The sequence below is a fragment of the Streptomyces sp. NPDC049585 genome (assembly GCF_040675615.1).
Lineage (GTDB): Bacteria > Actinomycetota > Actinomycetes > Streptomycetales > Streptomycetaceae > Streptomyces > Streptomyces luteosporeus.
On record NZ_JBFAPE010000012.1, the window covers coordinates 94,636 to 114,418 of the forward strand.

Here is a 19,783-nt window from a genome sequence, read left to right on the forward strand (position 1 = left end):
GCCGACACTCACGTCTGACCCTTCTTCCGGGCCCATCCTCGTCAAGGTCGACTGCGGGTTTCCCTAGAGTGAGGGCGGCTCTTCCTCCGGTGGGCCGGTCAGGAGGCGGACGGCCTGGCGGACGAGGTGACGGTCCAGGGCCGCGGAGCGGGTGCCGGCGATGCCGGAGCGCATCAGGGCGGCTCCTTCGAGCAGTGCCACGAACGTCTCGGCCCGCGCGCGCCGGTCGCCCGCCGGCAGGTCGGGGCGGCAGCGGCGGACGAAGTCCTCCACGTGGGCGACGTAGGTGCGGTAGAAGGCGCGCACCACGGGGGCGATGTCCTCGTCCCTGGCCGCGAGGGCCCAGACCTCGACGTACAGGCGGACCAGGTGCGGGTCGTCGTGTTCGGCGAGGAGCGCGGTCACCGTGGCGGCGGGGTCGGCCGCGGGGGCGGGGGCGTCGTCGTCCGCGGCCGGCCGAAAGCCCGTCGTCCCGGCGAGCCGGTGCAGCGAGCGGTCCAGTGCGCGGGCGAGGACGGCGTGGATCAGGTCGGCGCGGGTGGGGAAGAAGTGCTGGAGGTGGCCGATGCGTACGCCCGCCTCGGCGGCGACGGCCCGCAGCGAGGCGGCGGCGTTGCCGCTGGTGACGAGGACCTTCTCCGCGGCGTCCAGCAGGCTGGTGCGCCGTGCGCTGCCGCGTGCGGTGAGTCGTCTCTCCCCGGTCATGACAGGGTGACCTCCACGTGGGCCTTCTCCAGGGCGGGGACGACGTCGTGCGGGCGGGGTGTCATCTCGGGGAAGACCACGCCGCCGGGCGGCGGTGCGCCGTCCTCGCCGAGGACGCGGCGCAGTCCCAGCAGGGCGCCCACGGCGGTGAGGTGGGCCTGGCCGGCGCCGTCGCGGACGACCGCGGTACGCGTCCGGCCGTCCTGTTCGCGGACGTCGACGCGCATCAGGGCGACGCCGCCGTCGCCCGGGGCGTACAGGATCGACCGGCGCAGCGAGCGGAAGGCGTCACCGCGTCCCCACCGGAAGAAGCCGGTCTTCTTCAGGGCGAGCAGCATCGAGGTGGAGGCGTTGGCGGAGAAGCCGATGCGGGTGAGGGCGGTCCCGGCGTCGAGGGCGAGCGGCAGGGTGAACTGCTCGGGGGTGTCGATGCGGGCCACTTTGGTGCGGTGTCCGCCGATGTCGACGGTCCCGGTGCCGGTCAGGGGCAGCACGGTGCGGCGGCGGCCGCCCTCGGTGACCTCGTAGTCCAGGCCGAGGCGGTCCATGAACTCCACCGAGTCGGCGCCCGCACGGTCGTGCAGGTCGTAGCGGACGGCGATCTCGACGGTGGCGCCGGGGCCGGGGGCCAGGGCCGCGGCGACCAGGGCGCTCACTCCGCCCATCCAGCCGGAGGACAGCAGCACCGGGGCGGTGGCGGGGGCGACGGCGGCGAGGGCGGCCGCGCGCTGCAGCCGGGACGTCCAACGGGTGACGTCCACGTAGGGGACGCCGCCGCGCAGGGCGGCGCGCAGGACGCGGTCGTCGGGGTCGTTGACCGCGGCGACGACGGCGCGGACGGGTGCCGAGAAGGGCCGGGGGTCGGCCAGGTCCCACTGCCGGACGGTCGCGCCGGTCTCGTCGGCGAGGGCCCGTCCGCGGGCGGGGGTGCGGCCGGTGAGGAGCAGGGGCCAGGAGGGGGCGGCGAGCCGGGTCAACTCGGCGCCGACGGTGCCGTATCCGCCGACGAGGAGCACCGGTCCGGCCGGGGCTAACCGGAGGTCATCGATCATGTCTCCGAAACTAGGTCATCCGACCTATTAGCACAATGGGATTCTGACACGGCACCAGGAGGCCTTGCGGCTGTGGATATCCTGATTTTCCTGGGCACGCAGGACGAACAGTGACAGGGAGACACGTGGTGACGAGGCGTCGGAAGCGGTCGGCCGGGATGGTGGCGGCGATATGCGCGGTGGGCATCGCGCTGAGCGGGTGCGGGAAGTCCGACGGCAAACAGGACAAGCAGGACGGGAGTGCCTCCCCCGCGTCCGCGGCGTCGTCGTCGGCGGCGCCCGCGTCGCCGGGAGGCGGGGGCAAGAACGGCGCCAAGGAGGTCCTGCCGCAATTGCCGTCGGCCGCGCAGGCCCGTACGGAGCTGGGGAAGCTGACCGTGGCCGCCCAGCGGTCGATGTCCGGTTACAGCCGGGCCGCGTTCCCGCACTGGGCCCAGCAGGGCGACAAGTGCGACACCCGGGAGACGGTGCTGGCGCGTGACGGCCAGGACGTGAAGAAGGACGACCAGTGCCGGGCGGTCTCCGGCAGCTGGTACAGCCTGTACGACGGCAAGACCTTCACCAAGGCCTCGCAGGTCGACATCGACCACATCGTGCCCCTGGCCAACGCCTGGCGTTCGGGTGCCGACCAGTGGACCACGGAGAAGCGCAAGCAGTTCGCCAACGACCTGACGCACCCGCAGCTGCTGACGGTCTCGGCCGCGACCAACCGCTCGAAGGGCGATCAGGGCCCCGACCAGTGGCAGCCGCCGGCCAAGGACGCCTGGTGCGTCTACGGCCGTGCCTGGACGTCGGTGAAGTCGACCTACGGGCTGACCGTCACCGACGGGGAGAAGAAGATGCTCGACACGATGCTGGGTACCTGCCGCTCATGACACGACAGCACGAGCAGTACGTGGACGAGGTGCCCGCCGGCCCCGGCGGGGCGATGACCGACGAGGTCGGCGTCATCACCGGCGACCTCACCGTCGCCACCGCCGGTCGCGCGGACGGGCGGGCCGACGTCCTCGTGCAGTACACCGGCGCCGAGGAGTGGTACGTCCTGACCGGCAGTCCCGCCCCCGTGCCCGCCGCCGGCCTGCAGGCCCTGCACCGGGCCGTGCTCAAGGCCGTGCGGGCCGGCGGCGGCGCCGAGGTGCCGAAGGAGTGAGGGGACGAGCGGGCCGGGTGGCCCGCTCGTCCCCGCGCCGTCGGCGGTCGGTCAGCGACCGGCGGTCAGCGACGCCAGCCACTCCTGCATGATGCGCGCGGTCTGCTCGGAGTCCTCGCGGACCATCGACAGGTGGTCCGCGTCGACCCTGCGCACGTGGGCCGAGGGGATCAGCGGCTTGTCGTCGCCCTCGGCGGGCGCGGAGCCGGCCAGCAGGTCGCGCGCGCACTGCACCATCAGCACGGGGGCGCTGGTGTGGTGCACCTCCAGCTGGTTGAGCAGCACCATCCAGCGGCCCATGGCCGACAGCCGGGAGTTGGTCATCCGCACCGGCGAGCTCTCCTCGCCGGTGAAGTTCAGCCGCATCATGCCCGCGTAGTCGATGCCCTCGTCGCTGTTGTGCTGGATGCTGAGGGTGTCGAGGAGGATCACCGCCTCGGGACGGATGCCCCAGGTGCTCTCCAGCAGGCCCGCCGCCGCGTAGGCGAAGGAGCCGCCGGAGGAGTGGCCGACCAGCACGAAGGGCTCCCCGTCGCTGGCCCGCAGGGCGCTCTCGGCTATGACCCGGGTGGCGCTCTCGGGCGTGGCGGGCAGCCGCTCGCCGGTCGCGAAGCCGATCAGCGGCAGGGCCTGGACGTCGCGCTGCCCGCGGAAGTGGGCGGCGAGCCGGGCGTACTGGTGCACACCGCCGTTGGCGGTGGGGGCGCTGACGCAGATCAGGCGCGGCCGGCCCGGCCCCTCGGCCAGGGCGGCCGCCAGCGGCAGGTCCTCCAGTTCGGCCGTGGCCTCGAACGTCGGTCGCAGGGCGGCCACGGTCGCCAGCATCCGCTGGGCCTCCGGCAGCTTGCCGCCCGTCATCGCGTCGAGGAACAGCCGCTCCAGCGAGTCGATCTCCACCTCGCCGGACGGCACCCGCAGCCCCTCGGTGGCGCCCTCCGGGCCCGGCTGCGCGGCCAGTTCGCTGCGCAGCCAGGCGGCCAGGTCGGCGGGCGTGCGGCTGTCGAACACCAGCGTGGCCGGCAGCCGCAGGCCGGTGACGGCGGCGAGGCGGTTGCGCAGTTCCACCGAGGTGAGCGAGTCGAAGCCCAGCTCGTAGAAGTCGCGCTTGGCCTCGATCTCCTTGACGGAGGCGTGGCCGAGGACGGCCGCGGCCTCGGTGCGCACGAGGTCGACGACGTGGCGTACGCGCTCGGCCTCGCCCATCTCCAGCAGCTGCCGGGTGAAGGAGACGGGGGTGCCGGCCGTGCCGGAGGCAGTGGTGGCGGCGCGCCGGCCGCCCTTGACCAGGCCGCGGAAGAGCGGCGGCACGTCGCCGACCGGGCGCATGGTGCCGGCGGCCAGGCCGAGCGGGACGATCAGCGGCTCGTCCTCGGACAGGGCGGCGGTGAACAGGCGCAGTCCGTGCTCGACCGACAGCGGCGGCATGCCGCCGGACTGCATGCGCTGGACGTCGGCCTCGCTCAGCGAGCTGGTCATGCCCGCGTCCTGCGCCCAGGGGCCCCAGGCCAGTGACGTGCCGGGCAGGCCCTGGGCGCGGCGGTGCTGGGCGAGGGCGTCGAGGAAGGCGTTGGCGGCGGCGTAGTTGCCCTGGCCGGGGCTGCCCATGACGCCCGCGACGGAGGAGAAGGCGATGAAGGCTGCCAGCCCGGGTGCGTGGTCGCGGGTGAGTTCGTGCAGGTGCCAGGCGGCGTCGGCCTTCGGCCGCAGCACGCCCGACAGGCGTCCGGCGTCCAGGGAGGTGATCACGCCGTCGTCGAGGACGCCGGCCGTGTGGATCACGGCGGTCAGCGGGTGCCGGGCGGGGATCGCGGCCAGGGTCGCGGCGAGCGCGTCCCGGTCGGCGGCGTCGCAGGCCACGACGGTGGGCCGGGCGCCCAGCTCCTCGAGCTCGGCGACGAGTTCGGCCGCGCCGGGCGCGGCGGGTCCGCGGCGGCTGGTCAGCAGCAGGTGCCGCAGCCCGGCGCGGGCCAGGTGCCGTGCCAGGTGCCCGCCGAGGGCGCCGGTGCCACCGGTGATCAGGACGGTGCCGTCGGGGCGCCAGGGCACCTCGCCGGCGGGCGCGCCGGGCAGGGCGGCGAGCCGGCCCACGCGCAGGACCCCGTCCCGGACGACGAACTGGGCGTCGCCGCCGGACAGCGGTCCGGACAGCCGGGACAGCGCGGCGGCCGCGTCGGCGTCCTCGTCGAGATCCAGCAGGACGAACCGGTCCGGGTGTTCGGCGTGGGCGGAGCGCACCAGGCCCCACACCGCGCTGGCGGCGAGGTCCCGGACCGTGTCCCCGGCGTCGGCGCGGACGGCGCCCCGGGTGAGCAGGACCAGGCGGGCGGCGGCGAAGCGGTCGTCGGCGAGCCAGGCCCGGGCGAGGTCCAGCGCGTGCGCGGTCACCTCGTGGACCGCGGCCGGCACATCGCCGCCGGTCGGCCCGGCGACGGGCACGACGACGAACTCCTCGCCGCCGGAGAGGGCGGCCAGTTCCGCCGCCGAACCGGCGCCCAGGGCGCCGAGCGTGGCGGTACGCGGCGCGGGGGCGGCGCTCGCCTCGGGGGCGGGCACCCAGGCGACGTGGAAGAGGGGCTCGCGCGCCCGTGCGGCGGAAATCTCTTCCGAGGGGGCCCGCAGGACGAGGTTCTCCGCCGACAGCACGGGCGTGCCGTCGGCGTCGACCGCGGTCAGCGAGATGCTGTCGTCGCCGGTACGGGTCAGGCGGGCCCGCAGCGCCGAGGCACCCGCGGCGTGCAGGGAGACGCCGTGGAAGGAGACGGGCTGGGCGATGACGTCCTCGTCACGGTCGCCGGTGAAGCCGGCGGCGTGCGTGAGCGCGTCCAGCAGCGCCGGGTGGATGCCGAAGTACTGGGCGTCGCCGGCGGCCTCACCCGTCAGTTCGGCCTCGGCGAACGCCTCGTCGCCGCGGACCCACACCGCGCGCAGGCCCTGGAAGACCGGGCCGTAGGGGGTGCCGTCGTAGAAGCCGTCGAGGTCGACGGCGCTCGCGCCGGCGGGCGGCCACGAGGCGGCGTCCAGGCCGGTGATCCTGGCGCCGGGGGTGAGCACGCCGGTGGCGTGCTCGGTCCACGGCTCCTCGGGGGCGCCCTCCGGACGGGAGTGGAAGCGCACCTCGCGCGCCCCCGCCTCGTCGGGTGCGCCGATCCACACCTGCAGCGTCAGGGCCGTGCCGGAGCCTGCCAGGGCCAGCGGGGTGGTGACGGTGAGCTCCTCGACCCGGTCGCAGCCGACCTGGTCGCCGGCGCGGACGGCCAGTTCGACGAAGCCGGCGGCCGGCAGGACGACCGCGTCGCCCACCGTGTGGTCGGTGAGCCAGCCGTGCACCTGCAGCGACAGCCGGCTGGTGAACAGCACTCCCCCGGACCCGGCCAGCTGCACGGCGGCACCCAGCAGCGGGTGGTCCGTGGAGACCATGCCGGCGGAGGTCACGTCGCCGGTGAGGGCGACGGGCCGCGGCCAGTAGCGCTCGCGCTCGAAGGGGTACGTCGGCAGGTCGGTGCGCCGGGCGCCGGAACCGGCGTACCAGGCGGTCCAGTCGACGTCGACGCCGGCGACGTGCAGCGTGGCCAGGGCGGTGAGCAGGGCGGTGGTCTCCGGCCGGTCCTTGCGCTGGGCGGGGACGGCGAGCGGGTTCTGCTCGGGGTCCAGGATGCGCTGCGCGAGGGCGGTCAGGACGCCGTCGGGGCCCAGTTCGAGGAAGGCGGTGACGCCTTCGGCGGCGAGGGTGCGGATGCCGTCGGCGAAGCGGACGGTCTCGCGCACGTGCCGCACCCAGTAGTCGGCGGAGCCGAGCTCCTCGGGCCCGGCGAGGGCACCGGTGACGTGGGAGACGACGGGGAGGGCCGGCGGGTGGTAGGTCAGGCCCTCGGCGACGGCGCGGAAGTCCTCCAGCATCGGCTCCATCAGGGGCGAGTGGAAGGCGTGGCTGACGGTCAGCCGCTGGGTCTTGCGGCCCTCGGCGGCCAGTTCGCCCGCGATGCGCAGCGCCGTGGCCTCCTCGCCGGCGATCACGACGGCGTCGGGGCCGTTGACGGCGGCGACGGCGACGCCGGCGACGAGGCGGGCGGTCACCTCCTCCTCGGTCGCCTGGACGGCGACCATCGCACCGCCGGCGGGCAGCGCGTCCATGAGCCGCGCCCGGGCGGCCACGAGCCGGCAGGCGTCCTCGAGGGACAGTACGCCCGCGACGTGGGCCGCGGCGATCTCACCGATGGAGTGGCCCGCGACGTGGTCGGGGGTGACGCCCCAGGACTCGATCAGCCGGAAGAGGGCCACTTCGAAGGCGAACAGGGCGGGCTGGGTGAAGCCCGTCCCGTTCAGCAGGCGGCCGTCGTCGTCGAACATCACCTCGCGCAGCGGGCGGTCCAGCTCGGTGTCGAGGTGGGCGGCGACGGCGTCGAGGGCCTCGGCGAACACCGGGAAGCGCGCGTACAGTTCCCGGCCCATGCCCGCGCGCTGCGCGCCCTGGCCGGAGAAGAGGACGGCGAGCGGGCCGGCCGTCCCGCCGGCGTACCCGCGGGCGACCTCGACGGTCTCCACGGTCCCGTCCTCGTCCGCCTCCGAGGCCAGCAGCACGACCCGGTGCTCGAACACCGAGCGTCCGGCCGCGAGCGAGTAGCCCACGTCGGCGGGCCGGCGGTCCGGCCCACCGGCCGGTGCGGTGAGCTGTTCGAGCTGCCGGGCCAGGGCGGCCTCGGACCGGCCGGAGACCACCCACGGGACCGGGCCCGCAGCGGCGCGAGGGCCGGACTCGGGCCGGGTCCCGGGCTGGTTCTCGGGCTGGTTCTCGGGCTGTTCGAGGATGACGTGGGCGTTGGTGCCGGAGATGCCGAACGAGGACACACCCGCGCGCCGCGGCCGGTCGCTGTCGGGCCAGGGCCGGGCCTCCCGCAGGAGTTCGACGGCCCCCGCCGTCCAGTCGACGTGCGAGGAGGGCTCGTCGAGGTGGAGCGACTCGGGCAGGACGCCGTGCCGCAGCGCCATCACGGTCTTGATCACACCCGCGACGCCGGCGGCCGCCTGGGCGTGGCCGATGTTGGACTTCAGCGAGCCCAGCAGCAGCGGCCGGTCCGCGTCGCGGTCCTGCCCGTAGGTGGCCATCAGGGCCTGCGCCTCGATGGGGTCGCCGAGCGGGGTGCCGGTGCCGTGGCCCTCGACCGCGTCCACGTCGCGCGCCGTGAGGCCGGCGGCGGCCAGGGCCTGGCGGATGACGCGCTGCTGGGAGGGGCCGTTGGGCGCGGTCAGGCCGTTGGAGGCACCGTCCTGGTTGACGGCGGAGCCGCGCACGACGGCGAGGACGGGGTGCCCGTTGCGGCGGGCGTCGGAGAGGCGTTCGAGGACGAGCATGCCCACGCCCTCCGACCAGGCGGTGCCGTCGGCGGCGTCGGAGTAGGCCTTGCACCGGCCGTCGGGGGCGAGGCCGCCCTGGACGGTGAAGCCGGCGAAGCTCGCCGGTGTGGTCATGACGGTCACGCCGCCGGCCAGCGCCAGGTCGCACTCGCCGTCGCGCAGGGACTGCGCGGCCCAGTGCAGGGCGACCAGCGACGACGAGCAGGCCGTGTCGAGCGTGGCGGCCGGGCCCTCCAGGCCGAGGGTGTAGGAGATGCGGCCGGACATCACGCTGCTGGCGAGACCGGTGCCGGTGTGGCCGGCGACGTCGTCGCGCGAGGTGGTCATCAGCTGGGCGTAGTCCAGCCCGTTGGTGCCGACGAAGACGCCCGTGGGGCTGCCCTGCAGGCGCTGCGGGTCGATGCCGGCCCGCTCGACGGCCTCCCAGGAGGTCTCCAGCAGCAGGCGCTGCTGCGGGTCCATCGCGAGGGCCTCGCGCGGCGAGATGCCGAAGAAGCCGGCGTCGAAGTCGGCGACGCCCTGCAGGAAGCCGCCCTCCAGCGTCGCGCTGCGGCCCCGGCCGCCGGGGCCGCCGGTGCGCAGGGTCTCCAGGTCCCAGCCGCGGTCGGCGGGGAACGGGGAGATGCCGTCGCGGCCCTCGGCGACCAGGCGCCACAGGTCCTCGGGCGAACTCACCCCGCCGGGCAGCCGGCAGGCCATGCCGACGATGACGACCGGGTCGTCGGAGCGCGGGCCGGCGGCCGTGCCGCCCGCCCGGGCGTGGGCCGCGGCGTGCTCGCCGATCAGTTCGGCGAGCAGGTGGTCGGCGAGCACCCGTGCGGTGGGGTGGTCGAAGACGGCGGTGGCGGGCAGGGCCACGCCGGTGGCCAGACTCAGCCGGTTGGGCAGTTCGATGGCGGTGAGCGAGTCGAAGCCGAGGTCGCGGAACTTCTTGTCCGCCTCGACGGCCGCGGCGTCGGCGTACCCGAGCACCGCTGCGACGTGCGTGCGCACCAGCCCGACGACGGCCGGGGCGCGCTCTGCCGCCGGCAGCGCCAGCAGCCGTTCCCGCAGCGCGGAGCCGGCCGTCCGGGCGGACTCGCCGGCGGCCTGCGGCGGCTGCTCGGCGGCCTGTGCGGTGCCGGTCAGCTCGTGCAGCAGCGGACTGGTGCGCAGGGCGGCGAGGGCGTCGAGGGCGTGCTGCCGGCGCGTGTCGAGCAGGACGAGCGCGGCCTCCGGGCGCGCGGCGGCCCGGCGTACGGCGGCGAGGGCGAGCTCCTGCTCCAGGGCCGGGTGGGCCGGGTGGCGCTGCGGTGCGGTGCCGGTGGCCGGAGCGCCGCCGGTCCAGGCGCCCCAGGCGAGGGCCGTCGCGGGCAGGCCGGCGGCCCGGCGGCGGGTGGCCAGCGCCTCCAGCGCGGCGTCCGCGGCGGCGAGGGCCGCCCGGCCGGGGGTGCCGAGCGGGCCGGCCACGGACGTGCACAGGACGAAGGCGTCGAGGTCGTGGTCGCGGGTCAGCTCGTCGAGGTTCCGGGCGGCCTGCGCCGTTGTGGACAGGAGCGCGGTGAGGCGTTCGGGGGTCAGTTCGTCCAGCACGCCGTCGTCGGTGGTTGCGGCGGCGTGGACGACGGCCGTGAGCGGGGTGTCCTCGGGGATGCCGGCCAGGACGGCCGCCAGGGCCTCGCGGTCGGCCGCGTCGCAGGCGACGACGTCGGCGTGCGCGCCGAGGTCGCGCAGTTCGGCGGCCAGTTCGGCGGCGCCCGGCGCGTCGGGGCCGCGCCGGCTCACCAGCACCAGCCGCTCGGCCCCGGTCTCGGCGAGGGTGCGGGCGATGCGGCTGCCCCGGCCGCCGGTGCCGCCGGTGATCAGGACGGTGCCGCGCGGCGTCCACGCGGCGTCGTCCGCGGCGGGTGCGGCCGGCACGAGCCGGCGGCCGTAGGCGGCGGAGGAGCGGACGGCGACCTGGTCCTCCCCGTCGCCGCCGGACAGGACGGCGGCGAACCGCTGGGCCGCACGGGCGTCCAGCTGCTCGGGAAGGTCGACCAGGCCGCCCCACCGCGCCGGGTGTTCGAGCGCGGCCACGCGGCCGAGGCCCCACACCCCGGCCTGGGCGGCGGAGGCGAGGCGGTCGGAGCGGCCGACGGCGACGGCGCCGCGGGTGACGCACCACAGCGGCGCGGCGATGCCGGCGTCGCCGAGCGACTGCAGCAGCACGGCCGTGGCCACGGTCGCGACGGCGGGCGCGGCGTCGGTGGTGTCGGCGAGTGCGAGGAGCGAGACGACGCCGATGAAGGGGTGGTCCTCCGCGGCGAGTTCGCGCAGTCGCGCGGCGAGTGCCGGGCGGTCCGTGGCCTCGCCGGCACGGACGTCGACGGTCAGCAGCACGGTGTCGGTGCCGACGGCCCGTACGACGTCCTGCATCCATGCGTCGTCGGGTGCGCAGTGCGCCGGGACGACGACCAGCCGGCGGCCGGCGGGGGGTGCCGTGCGCGGGGCGCCGGTCAGCGGCCGCCACGCCTCGCGGTGGCACAGTGCGTCGAGCGCGGACCGGTCGCGCCGGTGCCGGCGCCACGAGGTCAGGGCGGGCAGCACGGCGCCCAGGGCCTCGGCGCTGACGTCGAGGTCGGCGGCGAGGGCGGCGACGTCCAGGTCCTCGCCCTCGACGACGGACCAGAACGCGTCGTCGGCGTCGGCAGGGGCCGGCGCGGCGGCGTCGCGCGTCCGCGGCCAGAACCGCTGTCCCTGGAAGGGGTACGTGGGCAGCTCGACGCGCCGGGCGCCCGTACCGGCGTACCAGGCGGGCCACTCGACGTCCACGCCGGCGACGTGGAGGCGGGCGAGGGCGGTCAGCAGCGCCGTCTCCTCGGGGCGGTCCTTGCGCAGGGCGGAGACGGCCACCGGCTGCTGCTCGGGGTCCAGGGTGTGCTGGGCGAGAGCGGTGAGGGTGGCGTCGGGACCGAGTTCGAGGAAGACGGAGGCGCCCCGGGCGGCGAGGTGGCGGATGCCGTCGGCGAAGCGGACGGTCTCGCGCACGTGGCGCACCCAGTAGTCGGCGGACCGCAGCAGGCCCGGTTCGGCCAGGGTGCCGGTGAGGTTGGAGACGACGGGTATGGCGGGAGCGGAGTAGGCGACGGCCTCGGCCACGCGCCGGAACTCCTCCAGCATCGGCTCCATCAATTCCGAGTGGAAGGCGTGACTGACGGGAAGGCGCTGGGACTTCAGGCCCTCGGCCACCCGCAGAACCGCTGCTTCTTCACCCGAGACCACGACCGACTGCGGGCCGTTGACGGCAGCGATCGACACACCGTCGATCAGACGGGAGCGAACCTCCTCCTCGGACGCCTGCACGGCCACCATCGCGCCGCCGGACGGCAGGGCGCTCATCAACCGCGCCCGCGCCGCCACCAGACGACACGCGTCCTCAAGGGACATCACCCCGGCAATGTGCGCCGCCGTGATCTCGCCGACGGAGTGGCCCGCGACGAAGTCGGGCTTGATGCCCCAGGACTCCATCAACCGGAACAGCGCCACTTCGAAGGCGAAGAGGGCCGGCTGGGTGTAGCCGGTCTCGTCCAGGCCCTCCGCCTCGCCGGACATCACCGCACGCAGCGGCCGCTCCAGCTCGGCATCGAGCAGGGCCGTCACGGACTCCAGTGCTTCGGCGAACACCGGAAAACGCTCACGCAACTCCCGTCCCATACCGGCGCGCTGAGCACCCTGGCCCGAGAACAGCACCGCAAGACCACCGGCCACATCACCGGCAACCCCACGCGCCACCTCGACCGCCTCACCGGCCTCCGACGCCAGCAGCACGGCCCGGTGGTCGAACACCGACCGTCCCGCCGCCAGCGAGAAGCCGACATCGGCGGGTGAGAGCCCGGGGTGTTCGGCGACCCACTGCTGCAGCTGGGCGAGCTGGTCCGCCAGGGCCGCCTCGGACTTGGCCGAGACCGGCCAGGGAAGCGTCGCCGGCGCGGTGCCGGTGGCGTCCGCGGAGCCGGGCTCGTCGTTCTCCGGCGGCGCCTGCTCCAGGATGGTGTGCGCGTTCGTGCCGCTGATACCGAAGGCCGAGACGGCCGCGCGGCGGGGCCTGCCGGTGTCGGGCCAGTCGGCCGGCTCCGTCAGCAGGGCGACGTCCCCGGCCGTCCAGTCGACGTGCGAGCTGGGGGTGTCGACGTGCAGGGTGCGCGGCAGGACGCCGTGGCGCATGGCCATGACCATCTTGATGATGCCGGCGACGCCCGCCGCCGACTGGGTGTGCCCGATGTTGGACTTGACCGAGCCCAGCAGCAGCGGCCGGTCGTCGGGGCGCCCCTGGCCGTACGTGGCGAGGACGGCCTGGGCCTCGATGGGGTCGCCGAGGGTGGTGCCCGTACCGTGTGCCTCCACCGCGTCGACATCCGCCGTCGTCAGACCGGCGGCCGACAGCGCCTGCCGGATCACCCGCTGCTGGGACGGACCGTTGGGCGCCGTCAGACCGTTCGACGCACCGTCCTGGTTGACCGCACTGCCCCGCACGACCGCCAGCACCCGGTGACCGTTCCGCCGGGCATCCGACAACCGCTCCACCACCAGGACGCCCACGCCCTCGGACCAGCCGGTGCCGTCGGCCGCGTCCGCGAACGCCTTGCACCGACCGTCCGTCGCCAGGCCGCCCTGCCGGGTGAAGCCGGGGAAGCCGACGGAGGTGGACATGATGGTCACACCGCCGGCCAGGGCCAGGGTGCACTCGCCGGAGCGCAGGGCCTGGGCGGCCCAGTGCAGGGCGACCAGCGACGACGAGCAGGCCGTGTCGACGGTGACCGCAGGGCCCTCGAAGCCGAAGGTGTACGAGACGCGGCCGGAGACGACGCTGGCGGCGAGACCGGTGCTGGTGTGGCCCTCGATGTCCTCGTCGGAGTTCATCACCAGCATCGTGTAGTCCTGGCCGCCGGTGCCGACGAAGACGCCGGTGCGGCTGCCGCGCAGTGACGCGGGGTCGATGCCGGCCCGCTCGACGGCCTCCCACGAGGTCTCCAGCAGCAGGCGCTGCTGGGGGTCCATCGCCAGGGCCTCGCGGGGGGCGATGCCGAAGAAGCCGGCGTCGAACTCGGCGATGCCGTCGAGGAAGCCGCCCTTGGCGGTGGCGCTGCGGCCGCGCCCGTCGGGTCCGCCGGACAGCAGGGTCTCCAGGTCCCAGCCGCGGTCGGTCGGGAAGTCGGCGATGCCCTCGCGTCCGTCGAGCACCAGCTGCCACAGGTCCTCGGGGGACCGTACGCCGCCGGGGAGACGGCAGGCCATGCCGACGATGACGACCGGGTCGTCGGCCGCCGCGGTGGCGACCGGGGTGCCCTCGCCGGACTGTGACTCCTCATCGTGCTGGTCGAGCAGGAGGGTGAGGAGGTGTTCGCCGAGCGCGAGGGGGGTGGGGTAGTCGAAGACGAGGGTGGCGGACAGCCGCAGGCCGGTGGCGTTGGTCAGGCGGTTGCGCAGTTCGACGGCGGTCAGCGAGTCGAAGCCCAGGTCCTGGAAGCCGCGCCTGGCGTCGACGGCCTTGGCGGAGGCGTGGCCGAGCACGGCCGCGGCCTCGGTCCGCACGAGGTCGGTGACGAACTTCGGGCGCTCCTCGCCCTGCAGGTCCCACAGGCGCCGGGTGAGCATGCCGGCGATGCCGGCGCCCTCGGCGGTGGTGGCGGCGGTGCGCCGGCCGGGCTTGACGAGGTCGCGCAGGACGGGCGGCACGGGGCCGGGTACGCGGACGGGCCCGGAGACGGTGCCGATGGCGACGAGGTGGCCGGCGTCGCAGGTGCCGGCGGCGTCGAAGAGGGCCAGGCCCTGCTCGACGGACAGCGGGGGCACCCCGGAGGAGGCGATGCGCTGCATGTCCGTCTCGGACAGCGCGCCGGTCATGCCGGCGGTGGCCGCCCACGCGCCCCACGACAGCGACTGGGCCGGCAGGCCGAGGGCGGTGCGGTGGCGGGCGAGGGCGTCGAGGAAGACGTTGCCGGCGGCGTAGTTGGCCTGGCCGCCGGCGCCGGTGACGCCGGAGATCGAGGAGAACAGCACGAACGCCGCGAGGTCGTCGTCCTTGGTGAGCTCGTGCAGGTGCCAGGCGGCGTCCGCCTTGGGGCGCAGGACGCGGGCGAGGCGCTCGGGGGTCAGCCAGGCGAGGACGCCGTCGTCGAGGATGCCTGCGGTGTGCACGACGGCGGTGAGCGGGTGGGCGGCGGGGATGCCGGCCAGGACGGCCGCGAGCGCGTCGCGGTCGGCGACGTCGCAGGCGGCGACGGTGACCTCGGCGCCCAGGCCGGTCAGTTCGGTGTGCAGGTCGGCGGCGCCGGGCGCGTCCGCGCCGCGGCGGCTGAGCAGCAGCAGGTGCTTGACGCCGCGTTCGGTGACGAGGTGGCGGGCGAGGCGGGCGCCCAGGCCGCCGGTGCCGCCGGTGATCAGGACGGTCCCCTCGGGGTCCCACGCGCGCGGCATGGTCAGCACGATCTTGCCGGTGTGCCGGGCCTGGCTCATGTGGCGGAACGCCTCGCGGGCCCGGCGGACGTCCCAGGTGGTCACCGGCAGCGGGTGCAGCGCGCCCTCGGCGAAGAGGCCGAGGAGTTCGGCGAGGAGTCCGGCGATGCGGTCGGGGCCTGCCTCGGCGAGGTCGAAGGCGCGGTAGTGCACGCCGGTGAGGTCGTGCGCATCGCGGATGTCGGTCTTGCCCATCTCCAGGAAGCGGCCGCCGGGGGCGGTCAGCCGCAGGGAGGCGTCGACGAACTCGCCGGCCAGGGCGTTGAGGACGACGTCCACGCCGCGGCCGCCGGTGACCTCGCGGAAGCGCTCCTCGAAGTCGGTGGTGCGGGAGGAGGCGATGTGGTCGTCGGCGACGCCCAGGGCGCGCAGGGTGTCCCACTTGCCCTCACTGGCGGTGGCGAAGACCTCGGCGCCCAGGTGGCGGGCGAGCTGGACGGCGGCCATGCCGACGCCGCCGGCGCCGGCGTGGACGAGGATGCGCTGCCCGGCCTGCAGGCCGGCGAGGTCCTTCAGGGCGTACAGGGCGGTGAGGAAGACCAGGGGCACGGAGGCCGCCTGCTGCGCGGTCCAGCCGTCGGGCACCCGGGCCAGGACCCGGTGGTCGGCGACGGCCAGCGGGCCGAAGCCGCCGGCCACCATGCCCATGACGCGGTCGCCGGGGCGCAGGCCGGTCACGCCGGGCCCGGTCTCGACGACGGTGCCGGCGGCCTCGCCGCCCAGCAGCCCGGCCTCGCCGGGGTACATGCCCAGGGCGTTGAGGACGTCGCGGAAGTTGACGCCGGCGGCCTGCACCCGGATCCGTACCTGGCCGGGGGCCAGCGGCGCGGCGGCCTCGGGGCAGGGGACGAGGGCCAGGCCGTCGAGGCTGCCCTTGGCCGGGCTGTCCAGGCGCCAGGGGCCGCCGTCCGGGGGCGGCAGCAGGCCTGCGGCCGGGCCGAGGTGGGCCAGGCGGCCCACGCGGACGACGCCGTCGCGCACGACGAACTGGGCGTCCCCGGTGGCCGAGAGGGCGGGCAGCAGGGGCAGGAGGTGGGCGAGGTCGCCGGTGTCGTCGAGGTCGGCGATCAGCAGCCGGCCGGGGTTCTCGGACTGCGCCGAGCGCACCAGGCCCCAGGCGGCGGCCGCGGCCAGGTCGCGTACGCCCTCGCCCTCGTCGGCGGAGACGGCACCGCGGGTGACGAGGACGAGCCGTGCGTCGCCGCTCCGCTGGGGTGCGAACCACGCGTGCAGCAGCTCCAGGACGCGGGCGGTGAGCGCGTGCGCGGCGGCCGGTACGTCGTCCTCGGGGCCGGCCGTGCCGGACAGCGGCACGAGCACCAGGTCCTCGTCGCCGCGCAGGTCGGCGAGGGAGGCCACGACGGGGGCGGCCACGCCGGCGGGTGCCTCGGCGCCCAGGACCGTGCACCGCAGGCCGGCGGTGGGTTCGGCGTCGGGCGCCGGCACCCAGTCCAGGGACAGCAGCGCGTCGTGCTCGGGGCTGCGGCGCGGGGCGCCCTGCGCGGCGGCGGCCGAGCGGGCCCGCAGCGTCAGCTTGCGGGCGGAGAGCACGGGCGCGCCCTCGACGTCGGCCACGGCGAGGGAGACGGAGTCCTCGCCGGCCCTCGCGACGCGGGCGCGCACGACGGAGGCGCCGGCGGCGTGCAGGGAGACGCCCTGCCAGCCGAAGGGCATCAGCAGGGTGTTCTCGTCGCCGACGCCCGCGAAGCCGTGGGCGTGCAGGACGGCGTCGAGCAGGGCGGGGTGCAGCAGGAACGCGGCGGCGTCCTCGGCCGTGCCGTTCGGCAGGGCCGCCTCGACGAACGCCTCGCCCTCGCGCACCCACAGCGAGCGCAGCCCCTGGAAGGCGGGGCCGTACTCGGTGCGCTCGTAGAAGCCCTCCAGGTCCATGACGACGGCGTTGGCCGGGGGCCAGGCGGAGGCGTCGAACTCGGCCACGTGCTCGCCGGCGGCCAGCAGGCCGGTGGCGTGCTCGGTCCACGGCAGGTCGGGGGCGGCGTCCTCGGGACGCGAGTGGACAGTGACGGTGCGGGCCCCCGACTCGTCGGGGGTGCCGGCCAGGACCTGCACCTGGACGGCGCCGTCCACGGGCAGGACGAGCGGGGCCAGCAGCGTGAACTCCTCCACCCGGTCACAGCCGACCTGGTCGCCGGTGCGCAGCGCCAGCTCCAGGAAGCCGGTGGCGGGGAAGAGGACCCGGCCGCCGATGGCGTGGTCGGCCAGCCAGGGGTGGGACTGCAGGGACAGCCGGCCGGTGAAGAGCACCTCGTCGGAGTCCGCGAGCGCCAGCGTCGCCCCGAGGAGCGGGTGCCCGGCGGGCAGCAGACCGGCACCGGTGACGTCACCGGTGGCCGCGGCGGGACGGGGCCAGTGGCGCTCGTGCTGGAAGGGGTAGGTGGGCAGGTCCACGCGCCGGGCACCCGTACCGGCGTACCAGGCGGCCCAGTCGATGCCGACGCCGGCGACGTGGAGGCGGGCGAGGGCGGTCAGCAGCGCCGTTTCCTCGGGGCGGTCCTTGCGCAGGGCGGAGACGGCCACCGGCTGCTGCTCGGGGTCCAGGGTGTGCTGGGCGAGAGCGGTGAGGGTCGCGTCGGGGCCGAGCTCCAGGAAGACGGTGGCGCCTTCGGCGGCGAGCGTACGGACCCCGTCGGCGAAGCGGACGGTCTCACGGACGTGGCGCACCCAGTAGTCGGCGGAGCACAGGTGCTCGGGGTCCGCGAGGTCACCGGTGAGGTTGGAGACGACGGGTATGACGGGAGCGGAGTAGGCGACGGCCTCGGCCACGCGCCGGAACTCCTCCAGCATCGGCTCCATGAGTGCCGAGTGGAAGGCGTGACTGACGGGCAAGCGCTGGGATTTCAGGCCCTCGGCGACGCGCAGAACCGCTGCCTCGTCGCCGGAGACCACGACGGACTGCGGGCCGTTGACGGCAGCGATCGACACGCCGTCGATCAGACGCGAGCGAACCTCCTCCTCGGACGCCTGCACGGCCACCATCGCGCCGCCGGACGGCAGGGCGCTCATCAACCGGGCGCGGGCAGCCACCAGACGACACGCGTCCTCAAGCGACAGCACGCCGGCGACATGGGCTGCGGCGATCTCGCCGATGGAGTGACCGGCGACGAAGTCGGGTGTGACGCCCCAGGACTCCACGAGTCGGAAGAGGGCCACTTCGAAGGCGAAAAGGGCCGGCTGCGTGTAGCCGGTCTCGTCCAGGCCCTCCGCCTCGCCGGACATCACCGCACGCAGCGGCCGCTCCAGCTCGGCATCGAGCAGGGCCGTCACGGCCTCCAGCGCCTCCGCGAACACCGGGAAACGCTCGCGCAACTCCCGTCCCATGCCGGCGCGCTGAGCACCCTGGCCCGAGAACAGCACCGCAAGACCACCGGCCACATCACCGGCAACCCCCCGCGCCACCTCGACCGCCTCACCGGCCTCCGACGCCAGCAGCACGGCCCGGTGTTCCAGGTGCGAGCGCTCGGTTGCCAGCGAGAATCCCACGTCGAGCGGGGAGGACAGCGCGGTCAGCGGGGACACCTGCTGCCACTGGGCGTCGAGCGCTGCCTCGGTCTTTCCGGACAGCAGCAGGGGCACCACGCCCGCTGCCACGGCCGGCACCTCGGCCGGTGTCTCCACCGGCGTCTCGACCGGCTCGGGCTGCTCCAGGATGACGTGGGCGTTGGTGCCGCTGATGCCGAAGGACGAGACACCCGCCCGCCAGGGGCGGTCCACCTCGGGCCACGGACGCTCGTCCGTCAGCAGTTCCACCGCTCCGGCCGTCCAGTCCACGTGGGTGGACGGGGCGTCGACGTGCAGGGTGCGCGGCAGGACACCCTCCTGCATCGCCAGCACCATCTTGATGATGCCCGCGACGCCTGCCGCAGCCTGTGTGTGGCCGATGTTGGACTTCACCGAGCCCAGCAGCAGCGGCCGGTCCGCCTCACGGTCCTGGCCGTAGGTCGACAACAGGGCTTGTGCCTCGATGGGGTCGCCGAGGGTGGTGCCCGTGCCGTGCGCCTCCACCGCGTCGACGTCGGCGGTGGACAAGCCCGCGGCGGCCAGCGCCTGGCGGATCACCCGCTGCTGGGACGGGCCGTTGGGGGCGGTCAGGCCGTTGGAGGCGCCGTCCTGGTTGACCGCACTCCCCCGCACGACGGCCAGCACGCGGTGGCCGTTGCGGCGGGCATCCGAGAGCCGCTCCACCACCAGAATGCCCACGCCCTCGGACCAGCCCGTGCCGTCAGCCGCGTCCGCGAACGCCTTGCACCGGCCGTCGGCCGCCAGGCCGCCCTGCCGGCTGAAGCCCGAGAAGCCCATGGGGGTCGACAGCACCGTGACGCCGCCCACCAGCGCCAGCGAGCACTCCCCGTTACGCAGGGCGTGGGCGGCCAGGTGCAGGGCGACCAGCGAGGACGAGCAGGCCGTGTCGACCGTCACCGCCGGGCCCTCCAGCCCGAAGGTGTAGGAGATACGGCCGGAGAGAACGCTGCCGGCCAGGCTGGTGCCGCCGTGGCCCTCGATGTCCTCCGGGGAGTTCATGACCACGCCGGCGTAGTCGACGCCGTTCGTCCCGACGAAGACGCCGGTCTTGGTGCCCTGCAGCGCGGCGGGGTCGATGCCCGCCCGCTCGAACGCCTCCCAGGACGTCTCCAGCAGCAAGCGCTGCTGCGGGTCCATGGTGACGGCCTCGCGGGGCGAGATGCCGAAGAAGTCGGCGTCGAAGGCGGCGGCATCGACGAAACCGCCCTGGGCGGTCGCGCTGCGGCCGCCGCCGTCACCGGTGAGGGTGGCGAGGTCCCAGCCGCGGTCGGTCGGGAAGTCCGTGATGCCGTCGCGTCCTTCGTGCAGCAGCGCCCACAGCTCCTCGGGCGAGCGCACACCGCCGGGCAGCCTGCAGGACATGCCGACGATGGCGATCGGCTCCTGCTTGCCCGACTCGGCCTCCAGCAGTCGTTGGCGGGTCTGGTGCAGATCGGCCGTGACCCACTTGAGGTAGTCAACGAGCTTGCTGTCGTTGGACATGTGACGTGGAACCTTCCCTGTGAAT

At 75.3% G+C, this 19,783-nt stretch carries 5 protein-coding genes; 2 read left to right on the forward strand and 3 right to left on the reverse strand.

All coding sequences use genetic code 11. From position 1 onward, the window contains the following. Nucleotides 1-63: 63 nt before the first annotated feature. Entirely contained in the window at nucleotides 64-705 is a 642-nt protein-coding gene (locus tag AB0K17_RS15490; protein ID WP_365983213.1) for a TetR/AcrR family transcriptional regulator, read from the reverse strand. Next, on the reverse strand, nucleotides 702-1,757 hold the full coding sequence (locus AB0K17_RS15495) for a saccharopine dehydrogenase (protein ID WP_365983214.1): 1,056 nt from the start codon (nucleotides 1,755-1,757) through the stop codon (nucleotides 702-704). The genes AB0K17_RS15490 and AB0K17_RS15495 overlap by 4 nt, the downstream gene beginning before the upstream one ends. Before the next feature lie 128 nt (nucleotides 1,758-1,885). Between AB0K17_RS15495 and AB0K17_RS15500 the strand changes: the two genes are divergently transcribed. Beyond that, the gene (locus tag AB0K17_RS15500; RefSeq protein ID WP_365983215.1) at nucleotides 1,886-2,632 is read left to right on the forward strand and encodes an HNH endonuclease family protein; all 747 of its coding nucleotides are present in this window, start codon (nucleotides 1,886-1,888) and stop codon (nucleotides 2,630-2,632) included. Then, a complete protein-coding gene (locus AB0K17_RS15505) occupies nucleotides 2,629-2,907 on the forward strand; it encodes a hypothetical protein (protein WP_365969690.1) in 279 nt (92 codons plus the stop codon). The genes AB0K17_RS15500 and AB0K17_RS15505 overlap by 4 nt, the downstream gene beginning before the upstream one ends. A gap of 51 nt (nucleotides 2,908-2,958) precedes the next feature. Here the strand turns inward: AB0K17_RS15505 and AB0K17_RS15510 are convergent, their stop codons facing one another. Then, complete coding sequence (locus AB0K17_RS15510; RefSeq protein WP_365983216.1) at nucleotides 2,959-19,758, reverse strand: type I polyketide synthase; 16,800 nt, start codon at nucleotides 19,756-19,758, stop codon at nucleotides 2,959-2,961. Between the last annotated feature and the right edge of the window lie 25 nt (nucleotides 19,759-19,783).